Source organism: Shimia sediminis (genome assembly GCF_003990645.1).
Classification (GTDB): domain Bacteria; phylum Pseudomonadota; class Alphaproteobacteria; order Rhodobacterales; family Rhodobacteraceae; genus Shimia; species Shimia sediminis.
In genome coordinates this window covers 95,656-111,376 of sequence record NZ_RYZK01000005.1, presented here as the reverse complement: position 1 = coordinate 111,376, position 15,721 = coordinate 95,656, and the positions used below count along the sequence as shown (strand labels likewise).

At 59.2% G+C, this 15,721-nt stretch carries 15 protein-coding genes; 9 read left to right on the top strand and 6 right to left on the bottom strand.

Annotated elements, in window-relative coordinates; all coding sequences use genetic code 11:
- Window positions 1–20 precede the first annotated feature (20 nt).
- Both nudC and EK369_RS12580 read left to right on the top strand, forming a co-directional pair.
- Window positions 21–986 carry an NAD(+) diphosphatase gene (gene nudC, locus EK369_RS12585; protein WP_127114612.1) on the top strand — a complete coding sequence of 322 codons (966 nt, stop codon included), beginning with the start codon at window positions 21–23 and terminating at the stop codon, window positions 984–986.
- 48 nt (window positions 987–1,034) lie between these two features.
- Window positions 1,035–1,502 (top strand): SRPBCC family protein, encoded by a 468-nt coding sequence (locus EK369_RS12580; protein WP_127114611.1) that lies wholly within the window; start codon window positions 1,035–1,037, stop codon window positions 1,500–1,502.
- A 48-nt stretch (window positions 1,503–1,550) separates the two neighbouring features.
- Here EK369_RS12580 and EK369_RS12575 read toward each other — a convergent pair whose 3' ends face one another.
- Both EK369_RS12575 and EK369_RS12570 read right to left on the bottom strand, forming a co-directional pair.
- Window positions 1,551–2,099 carry a cysteine hydrolase family protein gene (locus tag EK369_RS12575; RefSeq protein ID WP_127114610.1) on the bottom strand — a complete coding sequence of 183 codons (549 nt, stop codon included), beginning with the start codon at window positions 2,097–2,099 and terminating at the stop codon, window positions 1,551–1,553.
- A gap of 12 nt (window positions 2,100–2,111) precedes the next feature.
- Window positions 2,112–2,972, bottom strand: coding sequence for a HalD/BesD family halogenase (locus EK369_RS12570; protein WP_127114609.1), 861 nt, complete (start codon window positions 2,970–2,972; stop codon window positions 2,112–2,114).
- Between the two features lie 129 nt (window positions 2,973–3,101).
- Between EK369_RS12570 and EK369_RS12565 the strand changes: the two genes are divergently transcribed.
- Window positions 3,102–3,971 carry a LysR family transcriptional regulator gene (locus tag EK369_RS12565; protein ID WP_127114608.1) on the top strand — a complete coding sequence of 290 codons (870 nt, stop codon included), beginning with the start codon at window positions 3,102–3,104 and terminating at the stop codon, window positions 3,969–3,971.
- Window positions 3,972–3,993: 22 nt separating this feature from the next.
- Here EK369_RS12565 and EK369_RS12560 read toward each other — a convergent pair whose 3' ends face one another.
- Complete coding sequence (locus EK369_RS12560; protein ID WP_127114607.1) at window positions 3,994–4,830, bottom strand: prephenate dehydratase; 837 nt, start codon at window positions 4,828–4,830, stop codon at window positions 3,994–3,996.
- Between the two features lie 120 nt (window positions 4,831–4,950).
- Here EK369_RS12560 and EK369_RS12555 point away from each other — a divergent pair, with 120 nt between their 5' ends.
- The 5 genes from EK369_RS12555 to EK369_RS12535 all read left to right on the top strand — a co-directional run bounded on the left by EK369_RS12555 (window position 4,951) and on the right by EK369_RS12535 (window position 11,539).
- Window positions 4,951–5,478 carry a c-type cytochrome gene (locus EK369_RS12555; protein WP_127114606.1) on the top strand — a complete coding sequence of 176 codons (528 nt, stop codon included), beginning with the start codon at window positions 4,951–4,953 and terminating at the stop codon, window positions 5,476–5,478.
- Window positions 5,479–5,807: 329 nt separating this feature from the next.
- Window positions 5,808–7,742 carry an extracellular solute-binding protein gene (locus tag EK369_RS12550; RefSeq protein WP_235871418.1) on the top strand — a complete coding sequence of 645 codons (1,935 nt, stop codon included), beginning with the start codon at window positions 5,808–5,810 and terminating at the stop codon, window positions 7,740–7,742.
- Window positions 7,743–7,749: 7 nt separating this feature from the next.
- Window positions 7,750–8,835 carry a microcin C ABC transporter permease YejB gene (locus EK369_RS12545; protein WP_127114605.1) on the top strand — a complete coding sequence of 362 codons (1,086 nt, stop codon included), beginning with the start codon at window positions 7,750–7,752 and terminating at the stop codon, window positions 8,833–8,835.
- A 2-nt stretch (window positions 8,836–8,837) separates the two neighbouring features.
- Window positions 8,838–9,944, top strand: coding sequence for an ABC transporter permease (locus EK369_RS12540; protein WP_127114604.1), 1,107 nt, complete (start codon window positions 8,838–8,840; stop codon window positions 9,942–9,944).
- A complete protein-coding gene (locus EK369_RS12535; protein WP_127114603.1) occupies window positions 9,941–11,539 on the top strand; it encodes an ABC transporter ATP-binding protein in 1,599 nt (532 codons plus the stop codon). Before EK369_RS12540 ends, EK369_RS12535 begins: the two co-directional genes overlap by 4 nt.
- A gap of 25 nt (window positions 11,540–11,564) precedes the next feature.
- Here EK369_RS12535 and EK369_RS12530 read toward each other — a convergent pair whose 3' ends face one another.
- Together EK369_RS12530 and hemN are read right to left on the bottom strand one after the other, a co-directional pair.
- Window positions 11,565–12,473: an endonuclease/exonuclease/phosphatase family protein gene (locus EK369_RS12530; protein ID WP_127114602.1), complete on the bottom strand. Its 909-nt coding sequence runs from the start codon at window positions 12,471–12,473 to the stop codon at window positions 11,565–11,567.
- A gap of 20 nt (window positions 12,474–12,493) precedes the next feature.
- Window positions 12,494–13,849, bottom strand: coding sequence for an oxygen-independent coproporphyrinogen III oxidase (hemN, locus tag EK369_RS12525; RefSeq protein ID WP_127114601.1), 1,356 nt, complete (start codon window positions 13,847–13,849; stop codon window positions 12,494–12,496).
- A gap of 64 nt (window positions 13,850–13,913) precedes the next feature.
- On the opposite strand from hemN, the gene fnrL reads away from it, so the two are divergent.
- Complete coding sequence (gene fnrL, locus EK369_RS12520) at window positions 13,914–14,660, top strand: transcriptional regulator FnrL (protein ID WP_127114600.1); 747 nt, start codon at window positions 13,914–13,916, stop codon at window positions 14,658–14,660.
- A 52-nt stretch (window positions 14,661–14,712) separates the two neighbouring features.
- Here the strand turns inward: fnrL and EK369_RS12515 are convergent, their stop codons facing one another.
- On the bottom strand, window positions 14,713–15,552 hold the full coding sequence (locus EK369_RS12515; RefSeq protein WP_127114599.1) for a universal stress protein: 840 nt from the start codon (window positions 15,550–15,552) through the stop codon (window positions 14,713–14,715).
- Between the last annotated feature and the right edge of the window lie 169 nt (window positions 15,553–15,721).

The following is a 15,721-nucleotide window of genomic DNA, read 5'->3' as shown; positions in this document are numbered from 1 at the left end:
TGACAAATCGGAGGGCACACATGCGACACGCGGAAACAGTGACTTTTGGCGGTTCCGGTCTGGATCGGGCCGCAGAGCTGCGCGGTGATGCTGCCGCGCTCGAGGCCGCGCGCCGCGACCCCGCCACCCGCACGATTCTGATCTGGCGCGGCAAGCCGCTTTTGGCGGGCGACACCCGCGCCCTTGCCAGATTGCCGATGGATCACCCGGTTCTGACCGACGCCAAGGTCCCGCCAATCTACCTGGGCCGCGAAGAAGGCGGGCATGTCTTTGCCAGCGACATTTCGTTCTGGACACCTGCCGAGCTGGATGCCGAGGCCATGGGCTCATTCCTGGACCGTTCGGAACAAACCCACCCGGCGCTGCCCCCCGATCACAGCTTTTGCGAATTGCGCGCCACCATGACCTTTCTCACGCCGCGCGACGCCGAACTTGCCACTACGGCCAAGGCGGTGCTCAGCTGGCACCGCTCGCATCGGTTCTGCGCCATCTGTGGCAACGAAAGCCAGATGGCCATGGCCGGGTGGCAACGTGACTGTGCCTCTTGCGGAGGGCATCATTTCCCCCGCACCGATCCCGTGGTGATCATGCTCATCACCCATGGCAACAACGTTCTGATGGGCCGCAGCCCCGGCTGGCCCGAGGGCATGTACTCTCTGCTCGCGGGCTTTGTCGAACCCGGCGAAACCCTTGAGGCAGCGGTGCGCCGCGAGGTGCTGGAAGAGGCGAACATCCGCGTTGGTGCCGTTGATTACCTCGCCAGCCAGCCATGGGCCTTTCCGTCATCGCTGATGTTCGGCTGCCGCGGTCAGGCGCTGGACGCTGAAATCACCATCGACCCCGTCGAACTGGACGATGCCATCTGGGTCAGCCGCGAAGAGATGATGCAGGCCTTTGCCGGTGCACATCCCGTGCTGAAACCGGCGCGAAAGGGGGCGATTGCCCATTTTATCCTGCGCAACTGGCTTGCGGATCGACTGGATTAAAGCATAACTGAATAACGTTAAGGCGTGAGATGAGCCAAGGGCAGACAAATGCAGTTTACGAGTAAAGAGAATATCGAAGTTCCCATCGAACAGGTTTTCGAGATGCTGACAGATTTCGAACGCCACGAGCGCTCCGCTATGCGGCGCGGCGCCGAGGTCACACGCACTGACAGCCTCAGCGCGCCCGGTGTCGGGGTCGGCTGGGATCTGGTGTTTGATTTTCGCGGCAAAAGCCGTCAGATGAACCTCGAGGTGACCGAATTCGACCGGCCTTATGAAATGACCCTCGAGGCCCGGCTACAGGGCGTGGAATCCACCATCCAACTGCAGCTGGTGGCGCTTTCCAAGACCCTGACCCGTCTTAATGTCAGCACTGATGTGCGCCCCAAAACCCTGTCCGCGCGGCTTTTGGTTCAATCGCTGAAACTGGCCAAGTCCAACATCACCAAGCGTTTCGACAAACGCATGGCCACGGCCGCCCGCGACATGGAAGACCGCTACGGCGGCATGGCGTGACAGGTCACGACAGGGACTGGCCGCGCCCCTGACCTGACGCGCCAGCGCTTACCCGGCCAGGATATCGCGGGTTGGTTTCACCGCCGCAATCTCTCCTTCGAGCGTTGCCATGGTGACCGAGTGGATTTGCTCTGCAGGATGTGACACCCCATCCGGCCCCGTGATGCCATAGGTCCAGACCGCGTCGGCGGCATAGACTGGCTGATATCCCAGATCCGAGGCACTCCGGGTGGTTGATTCCACGCAATGGTTGGCCGTGGCCCCGCACAGGACAACGCGCTCGATGTCTGCCGCCTGTAACGTGTCCAGCAGCGACGTGCCGACAAAGCCACTGCTGCCGGTCTTGACGACCACAGGCTCACCGGGCGCCGGGGCGGCCACGGGCTGCACCTCGGACCCCGGCGCGTCGGGGTGAAACGGATCGTCCGGGTCCGTGCCGTGGTGATGGATGTGCACCACCGTTTGCCCCGCCGAGCGGAACGCCTCTAGCAGGGCTGCAATGTTGTCCTCGGCCTGCGGACAGGACCGCTCGGCACCGGCGGCATCCTCTTGCGCCAGAGCCATCTGAACGTCGATCACCAATAATGCGGTTTTCATCTTTGCCTGTTCCTATCCAGTTGCTTCGGCCTTGCGATCGGCCAGAATCTGTTCCACCCGCTTGCCATAAATGCGGATATTGATGTCATCCGCAATAACCTGACCGGGCTGTTCATCATAGGTCAGGATGGCAGAGATTCGCGGGTGATTGCCTTCGACCTTTGTCACGCCATGCAGGGAATAGCCGCCGCGAAACAGCGTGAATGTCCCCGCGCCCCGCGAAAAGCTCATGGCCCCGGACATGTCCCCCGCAAGCAGCTGGTCCACCGCCGCGCGATCTTCGCCGTCATCGGTGCGCGAATTGGGCAGAAAGGTGAACTCACCGCCCTGTTCCGCAGCCTGCAACAACAGCGTCACGGTGCATTCAGTGGTGTCGTAATGCCAGGCGTGCCAGCTCTCGGGGCGCAGCGCCACGATGTTCAGCGCCTGAAACGGGTCCGCACAACGGAATAGCTGATCCTTCTTTTGCACCCGACGCACAAACTCTGTCAGGATATCAGAATGATAAAGCCGCTTGACCTCTGTGCTTACAGGGATCTGATCGTCGGCCAGCTGCACGGCGATATGGGTGAACTCTTTGCGGCGCGGATCATCCTCAGGCAGGCTAGGGTCGATGGCCCCCTGATAGATGTTGCGTTTGACGTGCAGAACCTCCGCCGTCGGCAACAGCTGGTTGGCCTCGGCGTTCAGCCGCTCCAGGGCATCACCCCGGATAAAGCCATCCAGATTGCACCAGCCGTTTGTCTGCATGCTGTCCTGGCATTGCGCCAGAAACGCCGCACCCGGCCCGCGGTCCAGATCCGCGATCGGGTAGCGGTCAAGATCAACCAGGTCCAAGGCAATGTCTCGTTGGGTCAGGGGGGTCTCAGTCATCATGTCTCCTGGCGCTTGGGCACCGCAGGTTCGCGGCGCGGTGACGGGTCAGGCCACTATGCAACCGGGCTTTTGGCAACTAAAACGAAATAAAAATACCCCATGAACATAAAAAATTTATGAGACCCCATGCGCCACAACCTGAATCTGAACTGGCTGCGCAGCTTCGAAGCCACCGCGCGCCACCTGAGCTTTACCGCGGCCAGCCATGAAATCGGGCTGACCCAAACCGCGGTCAGCCAGCATATCAAGGCGCTGGAAATGCAGCTTGGGGACAAGCTGTTCCTGCGTCGCCCCAAAAGCCTGCAACTGACTGACATGGGGCAGGCCTATCTGCCCAAGGTGCGCGACGCACTGGACATGATCGAGATGTCCACCACCGGGTTGTTCGGCCCGCGCCAGACCAGCACTGTTACGCTGCGGGCGTCGATGGCCTTCATCATGTGGATCGCGCCACGGCTTGACGGGTTCCTGCAAGAGAACCCCGATATCGGCGTCAAGCTCGTGACCTCCATCTGGCAAAGCCCGGCGGACAGGCAACCGGTCGACGTGGATATCGTTCTTGCGCCCAACGCCCATAGCCGCCCGGGCCTCGAACATCTTTCGGATGAACAGATCGTGCCCATTTGCAGCACCGCGCGCGCCGACAGAATCAAAAGACCGCAGGACCTGTTGCACCACCCGGCCATTCACATCCTGGGATTTGACGACCATTGGGGCCGCTACCTGTCGGCATTCTCCCTGCAGCCAACCGACCGGGGGCAGCGCCTGATGACCGACACGTCCACCGCCGCACTCGAGATGGTCGCCTCGGGGCTGGGTTGTGCCGTGGTCATCGAACGCTTTGCGGCGCAGGCGATGGACACCGGCCGGGCCATCCATATGGCAGGCCCTGCGGTGTCCCTGGGGCAATCGCACTATTTTGTGCAGCCCGCCCAGACGCCCCCTGTGCCACCGGGCACCGAGCTCTTGAAAACCTGGATTCGCAGTCAGTTCTGACCCCGTGCCCAAATTCACTCCGTCACGTGTGCCGTTTCTCAACCGCCGGATAGACACCCAGAATTTCCAGCGAGTTGGTGAAATACTCCAACTCTTCCAGTGCCCGGCGCACTGCCGGGTCGTCCGGGTGGCCTTCGATGTCGGAATAGAATCGGGTGGCCGTGAACGAGCCGTCCACCATGTAGCTTTCCAGCTTGGTCATGTTGACGCCGTTGGTGGCAAAGCCTCCCATCGCCTTGTACAGCGCCGCCGGAATGTTGCGCACTTCAAAGACAAAGGTGGTCATCATCTCGATTTCGCCACGCCGCTCATAGTTCGGCTCGCGCGACATGATGACAAACCGCGTGGTGTTGTGCCCGTGGTCCTCGATGTCCTGCGCCAGCACGTCCAGCCCGTAAATCTCAGCCGCCAGTGTCGAGGCCAGAACCCCTTCGTTGCGGGTCTGGTGTTCGGCCAGCTCGCGCGCCGCCCCGGCGCTGTCCGCAGCCGAGACTCCATGGATGCCGTGCAGCTTCAGAAAGTTGGCCGATTGCGGCAACAAAACAAGGTGCGCGCGCACGGTGTCGATCTCGTCCAGGGTCACACCGGGCAGCGCCATCAGGCTGATACGCACCCGCACAAAAGCCTCATCAACGATGTGCAACCCGCTTTCCGGCAGCAGCCGGTGAATGTCGGCCACGCGGCCATAGGTCGAGTTTTCGATCGGCAGCATCGCCAGATCCGCCGCGCCCGAGCGCACGGCCCCGATGACATCCTCAAAGGACTGACAGGGCAGGGCCTCCATATCTGGATAGGCTGCGTTGCAGGCCTCGTGCGAGTAGGCGCCCGGCTCACCCTGGAATGCGATGCGATTGGTCATCTCGTGTCTTTTCCGCCGAATTGCTTAACATTGGTCGTTTGGTCGCGGTAACTATACCTTGCCTTTGACAAGAGGAAGCGGATAGATACCCGGCAAAACGCCACGAGACGGAAACGTAGCATGTTTGACACGATGACAATGACCAAGACTATCGGTGCTCTGTGTGGGGCACTGCTGATTTTCATGTTGGGTAAGTGGGGCGCAGAAGTTCTCTACAGCACCGGTGGCGGTGGCCACGGCGATCACGCCCAACAGGCCTATGTGATCGAGGTCGAAGGTGCAGATGACCACGGCGCCGAAGAAGTCGAAGAAGGCCCCTCGCTCGAAGAGCTTCTGGCCGAGGCCGATGTCGAAAAAGGCGCCAAGAGCTTTTCCAAGTGTAAAGCCTGCCACAAGCTGGAAGACGGCGCCAACGGCACCGGTCCGCACCTCTACGGTGTTGTGAACCGCGCTGTGGGGTCTGTTGCTGGCTTCGGGTATTCGGGCAAGCTGGTGGCAGTCGCCGACACATGGTCGCCGGAAAACCTCGATGGGTTCCTGACCAACCCCAAGAAATTCGCACCGGGCACCAAGATGTCGTTCTCGGGCTTCAAGAAAGCCACCGACCGCGCCAACATGATTGCCTATCTGCAGACCATCGGCAACTAAGCCAGAAGGTCAGAGATCTGAAAAAGCCGCTGCTTCGCGCAGCGGCTTTTTTCGTGTCCGGATGACGGCAAAGGCTGTACAAATTAACCAGATGGAAATGTTGTACAACTTGGTCATTCGCCCCAAAAAATGTTGTACAACTTGGAGAGTCGGCTTCAAAAATGTTGTACAACATGGTCAAACCCTGTCCGTTGCGCCGATCACGGGCTGCGCACGGTCTTTTCACACCCTGTTTACACATTCTCACCTTGAATCCCGGCACTCAGGCACCTTAGCTTGAGGGCAACAACAAGAACCGGTGCGAACGCTCGCAGTGCAGGAGAGGCCAGATGACCGAAAAGACCTTTAGAATCGCGGGTCCGATGTTTGACCGCCGCGGTGCCCTTCGCGTCATGGGCGCCAGTGCCCTGGCCCTTGGTTTCGGGCGCGCCGGCACGGCCTATGCTGACGAGGATGAGGTCATTCGCTCGCATGGCTATTCCTTTTTTGGTGACCTGAAATACCCCAAAGGTTTCCCACATTTTGACTATGTGAACCCGAATGCCCCTAAGGGTGGTGAGATCACCATCAGTTCGCGTGGCACATTTGACGGCTTCAATCGCTTTGCATGGCGTGGCAACCCCGAGACGAATTCGGGTGTCGTGGCCGAAGCGATGTTTGGCGAAATGCCCTGGGGTGGCGGGCTGCCTGCGGATTCGATCACCGAAAGCTACTGCCTGATCGCGCGCGAGGTCGAGTACCCGCGCAACAAGACCTGGTGCGTGTTCCACATGCGCGACGACGTCACCTTTCGAAATGGTGCCCCCGTCCACGCCCGCGACGCCGCCTTTACCCACAACCTCTTTCTGGAGCAGGGAATCCGCTCTTACGCCCGCTCCGTCAAGGAGCGCATCGAGGCGGTCGAGGTCATTGACGACCTGACTTTGCGGTACAAATTTGCCGACGGAATCTCGCGCCGGTCGCTGATCGGGCAGGTCGGCGGCACGCCGATTTTCTCCGAGGATTGGTACAATGAAACCGGCGAGCGGCTGGATGAGCCGTCGGTGCTTTCTCCAATGGCATCAGGGCCTTACCAGGTCGGTGATTACGAGTTTAACCGCTACGTCGTCTATGAACGCAATCCGAACTATTGGGGTTGGGATCATCCGCTGAACGTCGGGCGGCACAACTTTGATCGCATCCGGATCGAGTATTTCTCGGACGCCACCGCCGAGTTCGAGGCCTTTAAGGCGGGTGTCTATACCTTCCGCTCGGAAGGATCGAGCAAACGCTGGGCGACGGGCTATGACTTCCCCGGGCTTGAGCGCGGAGACGTTATCCGCGAAGCCATCCCCGACGGCACGGCCCCCAACAACAGCGGCGTGATCTTCAACACGATGAAGGCACCTCTGGATGATCGCGTGGTGCGCCATGCCTTGTCGCTTGCCTTTAACTTCGAATGGACACGCGAGTCGCTGCAGTTCGATCTGACCACGCAGCGCAATTCCTTTGTCGAAGGTCAGGACTGGCAGGCCAATGGCGCCCCGCAAGGGGCCGAGCTGGCCTTTCTCCAATCGCTTGGCGACGTCGTTCCGCCGGAAATGCTGACCGAACCAGCGGTCATGCCGCACAGTTCCAACCCATCCAACCCGATAGACCGCCGTAACAAGCGCGCCGCTTTGAAACTGTTTGAACAGGCTGGCTGGACGGTGAGCGACGAAGGCAAGATGGTGGACAAGGACGGCGCGCAGATGACGCTGGATTTCCTGGTGATTTCCACCTGGGATGACACGCGGCTCGCCATTATCGAAACCTTTGTAAAGACCCTTGAAAACTGGGGGATAAAGGTCAAGGCAGACAAGGTCGACAGTGCACAGGGACAGCAGCGTTTCCTCGACAAACAGTATGATCTGATCCACACGCGAATCCTGACGTTTGCCTCGGCGGGCACCGGGTTAAAGCAACTGTTCGGCGCCGACACTGCGGTTGTGTCCTCTTACAACCCTGCGGCGCTGCGCAGCCCGATGGTGGATGCGATCATTGATGCCGCGCTTGAGACCAAATCACGCGAAGAAGAGTTGATTGCTTTGACCGCGCTGGACCGCGCCCTGAGATTTGAGCGGATCATCGTCCATGGCGGGTATGTCCCTGAAAACTGGGTTGCCTATTACGACATGTTTGAACGTCCGGAAAAACTGCCGCCCTACTCAGTAGGGGTTTTGGATTTCTGGTGGCAGAACCAAGAAAAATACGAGGCTCTCAAGGCCTCTGGCGCGCTGAGGTAACGGGTTTTTGGGCGCGTATATCCTTCGACGGCTGTTACTGGTCATCCCAACGCTTTTGGGGATCATGATCATCAATTTCACGCTGGTGCAGTTTGTGCCGGGCGGTCCGGTAGAGCAGATCATTGCCAAGGTGCAGGGCGAGGGGGACGTGTTTTCCAGCTTTGCCGGCGGAGATCAGGACGTTGCCGAGGAAACCTTTGGCTCGGATAGTGACTATCTGGGGGCACGCGGGTTGCCCAAAGAGTTCATCGAGGAACTGGAAAAAGAGTTCGGCTTTGACAAGCCGCCGCTGACCCGGTTCTTGTTGATGATCGGCAACTACATGCGGTTCGATTTCGGCGAAAGCTATTTTCGCAAAATCAGTGTGATAGATCTGGTTCTCGAGAAGATGCCGGTGTCGATCACACTGGGGCTTTGGTCGACCTTGATTGCCTATCTGGTGTCGATCCCGCTGGGCATTCGCAAGGCGGTAAAGGATGGATCATCCTTTGACACATGGACCAGCGGCGCGATCATCGTGGCTTATGCGATCCCGGGATTCCTGTTCGCGATCATGCTGGTGGTGTTGTTTGCGGGCGGGTCCTATTGGCAGATATTTCCCCTCCGCGGTCTGACATCCGATAACTTTGAAAACCTGAGTTTGACGGGCAAGATCCTTGATTATTTCTGGCACATCACCCTGCCGGTTCTGGCGTCGACAATCGCCGCCTTTGCGACGTTGACGCTGCTGACCAAGAACTCGTTTCTGGATGAGATCAAGAAACACTATGTGATGACCGCACGCGCCAAGGGCCTGACCGAGCGCCGTGTGCTCTATGGCCACGTGTTCCGCAACGCCATGTTGATTGTGATCGCGGGCTTTCCGGCGGTGTTCATCGGCGTGTTCTTTGGCGGCTCGGTGCTGATCGAGACGATCTTTTCGCTGGACGGTCTTGGCCGTCTCGGGTTTGAGGCGGCCGTGGCGCGGGATTATCCGGTGGTGTTTGGCACGCTGTTTATCTTTGGCTTGATCGGCCTTGTTGTCGGCATTCTGTCTGACCTGATGTACGTGATCGTTGATCCGCGCATCGACTTTGAAAAGCGGGAGGGATAGTCATGGCACTTTCCCCTCTCAATCAACGACGCTGGACCAATTTCAAACGCAATCGACGCGCGTACTGGTCGCTGATCATCTTCCTGATCACCTTTACCATCACGCTGTTTGCCGAGGTTCTGGCCAATGACAAGCCGATCCTGGTGAGTTATCGCGGCGACTATTTCGTGCCAATTGCAAAGTTCTATCCCGAAACGACCTTTGGCGGTGACTTCAAAACCGAGGCGGATTACCGTGATCCCGTTGTGCAATGCCTGATTGAAACCGGCGGCGTCGAGGATTGCTTTGACGCACCCGAAGACATCATCGGACAGGTCGCTGCGGGCAGTTTCAAAGCAGATGGTTTTCAAAAGGGGTGGACGCTTTGGCCGCTCATTCCCTATTCCTTTGATACCCATGTGGACCGTCCCGGTGCCGCGCCCTTGCCGCCCAGTGCACAGAACTGGCTGGGCACCGATGATCGCAAGCGCGACGTGCTGGCGCGGGTGATTTATGGCTTCCGATTGTCGATCCTGTTCACACTAATCGTCACCATTAGCGCCAGTGCCATCGGTATTGTTGCCGGCGCTGTACAGGGTTATTTCGGCGGGTGGATCGACCTGATATTTCAGCGCATCATTGAGATCTGGAGTTCGACTCCCAGTCTTTATGTCATCATCATTCTCTTTGCCATTCTGGGGCGCAGTTTCTGGCTGCTGGTCTTTTTGACCATCCTGTTTGGCTGGACCGCACTGGTGGGTGTCGTGCGGGCCGAGTTCCTGCGGGCGAGGAACCTGGAGTACGTGCGCGCGGCCAAGGCGCTGGGCGTTTCAAACCGCGTCATCATGTTCCGCCACATGTTGCCGAATGCGATGGTGGCCACGCTGACCATGTTGCCCTTTATCGTGACAGGCACGATCTCGACCCTTGCCGGGCTTGACTTTCTTGGCTTTGGCCTGCCATCGACGGCCCCGTCTTTGGGAGAATTGACGCTGCAGGCCAAACAAAACCTGCAGGCGCCGTGGCTGGCCTTTACAGCGTTTTTTACCTTTGCCATCATGCTGTCGCTCTTGGTCTTCATTTTTGAAGGGGTGCGCGATGCCTTTGACCCAAGGAAGACCTTTTCATGACGATGCTCGAGGTCAAGGATCTGCGCGTCAGTTTCCGGCAGGATGGCGAAAGCGTTGAGGCGGTCCGGGGGGTGTCGTTCACCGTAGATCGTGGCGAAACGGTTGCTCTGGTGGGCGAGTCCGGCTCGGGCAAATCGGTAACCGCGCTCTCGACGGTTTCGCTATTGCCCGCCAGCGCGACGATTACCGGTGATATCACCTATGACGGTCAACAGATGGTGGGCGCGGATGAGCGTATGCTGCGCAAGGTGCGCGGCAACGACATCTCGTTCATTTTTCAGGAACCGATGACCTCACTCAACCCGCTGCATACGCTGGAAAGGCAGCTGGCCGAGTCGCTTGCCCTGCACCAGGGCATAGCGGGTGAAGGTGCACGGGCGCGGATTGTTGAGCTGATGACCAAAGTGGGCATCCGTGATCCGGAGAGCCGCCTGGGGGCATATCCGCACCAGCTTTCGGGCGGACAACGCCAGCGGGTGATGATTGCCATGGCGCTGGCCAACAAACCTGACATTCTGATCGCGGATGAGCCGACAACAGCGTTGGACGTGACCATTCAGGCGCAGATTCTGGAACTTTTGGCAGAGTTGAAAAAGTCCGAAGATATGGGGCTGTTGTTTATCACCCATGACCTTGGGATTGTGCAGCGGATCGCTGACAAGGTCTGTGTGATGAAGGACGGCGAGATTGTTGAGGCCGGGCCGGTCGACGAGATTTTTGCCAACCCCCAGCATCCCTATACGCGCAAGCTGTTGAGTGCCCGTGCCGTGGGCGCGCCGGACCCGGTTGACGCGGATGCACCGGTGATGGCGGAAACAGAACACCTCAAGGTTTGGTTCCCGATCCAGCGCGGGTTCTTCCGGCGCACGGTGGGGCATATCAAGGCGGTGAATGACGCGACCATTTCGGTACGCGCCGGAGAGACGCTGGGGATCGTCGGCGAATCCGGCTCGGGCAAGACCACGGTGGCGCTGGCGATCATGCGGCTTATCGCGTCGGAAGGTGGGATCACCTTTGACGGACAGGACGTGCGCGGTTGGTCGACCAAGCATTTGCGCGATCTGCGCAAGGATATGCAGATCGTGTTTCAGGACCCGTTCGGCAGTCTCAGCCCGCGCATGACCTGCGAACAGATCATTGCCGAGGGCCTGGGCGTGCACGGAAAGCCGGACGGGCGCGAAGAGCGGGATCTTGTGGCAGAGGTCATGGAAGAGGTCGGGCTGGACCCGGCCACGATGGACCGTTACCCGCACGAGTTTTCCGGTGGCCAACGGCAGCGTATCGCCATCGCGCGGGCCATGATCCTGCGACCCAAGCTGGTAGTGCTGGACGAGCCGACCTCGGCGCTCGACATGACGGTGCAGGTGCAGATCGTTGACCTGCTGAGGGCATTGCAGCGGAAGTATGGGTTGGCTTACCTGTTTATCAGCCACGACCTGCATGTGGTGCGCGCGATGAGCCACAAGATCATGGTGATGAAGGCCGGGGATGTGGTCGAGCAGGGCGCGGCCAAGGAGTTGTTCGAAAACCCGCAGACTGAATACACACGCAATCTGCTGGCAGCGGCACCGGATCTGATAGACCACCCGGATTAGGGGACCGCGGTTTCGAAACGCTTTCTTACAGGGGCAAGTCAATAACCACAGCAGCGTGGTCACTGGCATGTGGGCGGTGTTTGCCAACTGTATCCAGCCGGGGGCCCCTGTGACGCGTTGCTTCATAGCCAAGGCCCAAGCGGATCAACCGCGGCACGGCATCCGGGCATCGTGCAGCCAGTGCAGGTGACGCAAGCATGACGTCCGGAGCGGCATAGAAGTTGCCTTCGTTGCCATAATAGCTCCATCGCTCGTGGGTTGGCAGCCGCGCCATCAGGTCGGTTGAAAAGCGTCCACGCAGAGGGGCGATGTTGTTATGTCCAGAGCGTCCTTCGTTGAGATCGCCAAGAACCAGCCACATGGCGGAGTCCGTGTCAGCAAAGCGGCTTTCGATGATCTGGCGCACGGCCAGGGCCTCAAAGTGGCGAATCTCGGATGTTCTGGCATTTTCCGGGTAGGGCGCTTTGAAATGGCAAATGAACAACGTGAGCGCGGATAGCGTGACTTCGAGACAGTCGCGGCGAAAGATCGGGATTTCGGGGCCAAGCACGTTGGCTGGGGGGAGGCCCGCACGTGCGGGTGTCAGGTCGGCGTGGCTAGTAATTGCAAGAGGTGCCTGGCGTGACATGACAGCGATGTCCAACCCGCGCCCGTCATTGCCGGGCAGACAATATCGGTAGGGGTAGGGGCGTGTGATCCGTGGCGCCAGCAGGGAGTCGTGAAAGTGGTCCAGTGTGGCCTGATCGAACACTTCCTGCAGAGCCACCACATCCGCATCCGCTTCGGCCAGAACGTCAGCGGTCAGATCGCGATCATACGAATCGAGGGTCTTCGCGGCCGACCCAAGATCGGCAGGCAGGTCGCGGTCACGCGCACCATCCAAGGATGGCCCGCGCAGCCGCATGTTCTGCACGTTAAAGCTTGCCAGTCGCATCCGTTGTGGCCCAGCCCGGCTTAGATCGCCGAGCTGTGGCCTGCTGAATCCATGTCGTAAGCATCGAGCGCCCGCGCCATCATCCGCGTCAGGGGCCGCGCCGCTTCGGGGATGAAAAGCTGTTCGTCCGTGAGTGTCAGCATGTTCGGGAACTGTTCCAACATGGGGCGGTACAGCTCTTGCAGCTTTGCCTGAGAAATCCCAAAGGTGTCACGGATTTCCTGGTTGTTGATGGCAAAATCACACATCAGCGCTTCGATCATCCGCGAACGCAGCTTGTCTTCGCCGCGGAATGCGTGCCCCCGGCTGGTCGAAAACTTGCCGTCGCGTATCGCCGCAGTGTGGGCCGAGGTGGACGGGTTGTTCTGGGCAAAACCTTGTGGAAACTTCGCAATGGACGAAGCGCCGACACCAATCAGCACCTCGGCGAGGTCATCCGTATACCCCTGGAAATTGCGACGCAGAGTTCCGTTGCGCAAGGCAACAGACAGGCCATCTTCCTTGGTGGCAAAGTGGTCGATCCCGATTTCGTCGTAATTGTCCCACAGGAAAAGTTTGCGGGCCGTCTCGAACAGGTCCAGGCGTTCTTCCGGGGTCGGCAAGGCGTCCGAGGGGATCATCTGCTGACGCTTGGCCATCCAGGGCACGTGCGCATAACCATAAAGCGCAACACGGTCCGGTGAGAGCGACAGGAGTTTCTGAACGCTTTCGGTAATCCGTGCCTGTGTCTGGTGCGGCAGGCCATAAAGAATGTCGGCATTCAGGCTTTTGACACCATGCGAGCGGATCATGTCGACGGCATCTTTCGTGACGTCATAGCCTTGAATCCGGCCAATGGTTTTCTGGATTTCGTCGTCAAAGTCCTGCACCCCGATCGAGGCGCGGTTCATACCTGCGTTGGCCAGGGTCTGGAGGCGGGCATCATCGACTTCGTTGGGATCAATCTCGACCGAGAACTCCCCGTCGGCGGCCATGGGCGCCACGTCAAAGATTGCGCCGGCGAGATCTTCCATCATACCCGGTTCAAGCAGGGTTGGCGTGCCGCCGCCCCAATGCAGGCGCGACAGGGTCACGCCATCTGCCAGGTGATTCTTGAGAATCGCCAGTTCCTGTTTCAGTGTTTCGACGTACGCGGCAACCGGAGAGGCGCTGGCAGTGCCCTGCGTGCGGCAGGCACAAAACCAGCACAGGCGGCGGCAGAACGGCACGTGAATATAAAGAGATATCTGCGAATCTTCTTTAACGGCACGTATCCAGTCGCCGAAGAGGTCCGGCGTGACATCGTTTTTGAAGTGCGGGGCGGTTGGGTAACTCGTATAACGCGGGACTTTCGCGTCAAATAGACCCAGCTTTGCCAATTGTGTTTTCGTTTCCATGCAACTACGCTTAAGCGCAAGCCGTCAGGGCTATCCTTGACCCAGATCAAGCGCGAACTCGATAATGTTGAATGAACCCATGCTCAACTCTCCACATGACTGTGGAGACTGCCCGATCCGCCACCGTGCCGTGTGCGCGCGCTGCGAGCCTTTGGAGCTTCAGGCGTTGGAGGAGATCAAGTATTATCGGAGCTTCGAAGCCGGTCAAACCGTGGTGTGGTCCGGCGACCAGATGGATTTTGTTGCTTCGGTGGTTTCCGGCATCGCGTCACTGACGCAAACCATGGAAGATGGGCGCACCCAGATGGTGGGCCTGTTGCTGCCCAGCGATTTTGTCGGACGTCCGGGCCGCGAAGGGGCCGCCTATGACGTTGTGGCCACTACCGACCTGGTGATGTGCTGCTTCCGCAAGAAGCCATTTGAACGCATCATGCTGGAAACACCGCATATTGCGCAGCGCCTTTTGGAAATGACCCTGGACGAGTTGGACGCGGCGCGCGAGTGGATGCTCGTGCTGGGCCGCAAAACCGCCCGTGAGAAAATCGCATCGCTCCTGTCGATCATCGCGCGGCGGGATGCATCGCTGAAAATGACTGGCATGGCTGGGACCATGGTGTTTGACCTACCGCTCACACGCGAAGCCATGGCGGACTATCTTGGCCTGACGCTTGAAACCGTGAGCCGCCAGATTTCAGCCTTGAAGCGTGACGGTGTGATCCATCTTGAGGGCAAGCGGCACGTGACGATCCCGGATCTAGGGCGACTTCTGGAAGAAGCAGGAGACGACGCAGACGGCGGCGTCATGGCCTGAACGAAAAAGGCGGGCTAGGCCCACCTTTCTATTTTTCATGTCCTGAAACGATCTAATGCGCCATGAACACAGGCACTTCAGCCTGCTCCAAAATATTGCGCGTCGCGCCGCCCAGAATCGCCTCGCGGAAACGCGAGTGTCCGTAAGCCCCCATGACCACCATTTCGCATTCCGTGTCCTTGGCATGGCGCATGATCACGTCCGAGACGCGGGGGAGGGTTTTCGACAGCACGTCGATCTCAACTTTGACGCCGTGGCGCGAAAGGAACTGTGACAGCATCCCACCCGGGTCCGAACGGTTGGGGCCGTGGGTGGGGGGATCGACCACGACGACGCGCACGAGGTCAGCCGCCCTTAGAATCGGTAATGCCGCGCGCACGGCCACAAGCGCTTCGGCGCTTTCATTCCAGGCGACCGAGACCTTTTTTGCGTCCGCCAACGGCGTGCTCCCGTCAGGCACGACCAACACCGGCGTCTGACCTTCGAACAGGGCTGCTTCGATTGTGGGCTCCAATTCAGCTCCGTGGCCCTCGCCGTATGGCTTTGGCAGAATCACCAGATCAGCAAAGCGGGCCCGTTGCGCCACGTGACGCCCCAAATCGGCGATTTGGGCGACGCCAGTTTCAGTGCCCCAGCGCACCCCCGAAGATTCGAGCTTCGACTCGGCGAATTTCTCCAAAGCACCGGCCTCTTCGTGGGCACGGGTCAGAGTTTCCTGCAGCACCATGGCGTTGGCACCCGCATAGTAATAGCCGGTCTGGCTGCGGTCGACGCCCAGCGACAAAACGTCCAAGTGCCCATTATTTGCAGAGGCCAGAGAGATACCCTGTGCAATGGATGCCTCGGCAAAGTTAATATCCGTCAGAACGGTTAAAAGTGATTTATAGGCCATTTATCTCTCCATGGCTCTTTAGATAAGGAGTAACCCCAAGGCGGCTGCGAACCAGTGCCGCGCTACAATCCTGATTGGGGCCGTTTTTAAGCTTCTGCGCTTTGATGCAGATCAAGGCATTGAGAGGGGGTCAGGACCAAAAGACAATCAGTCTAAATCCGCCAGGGCG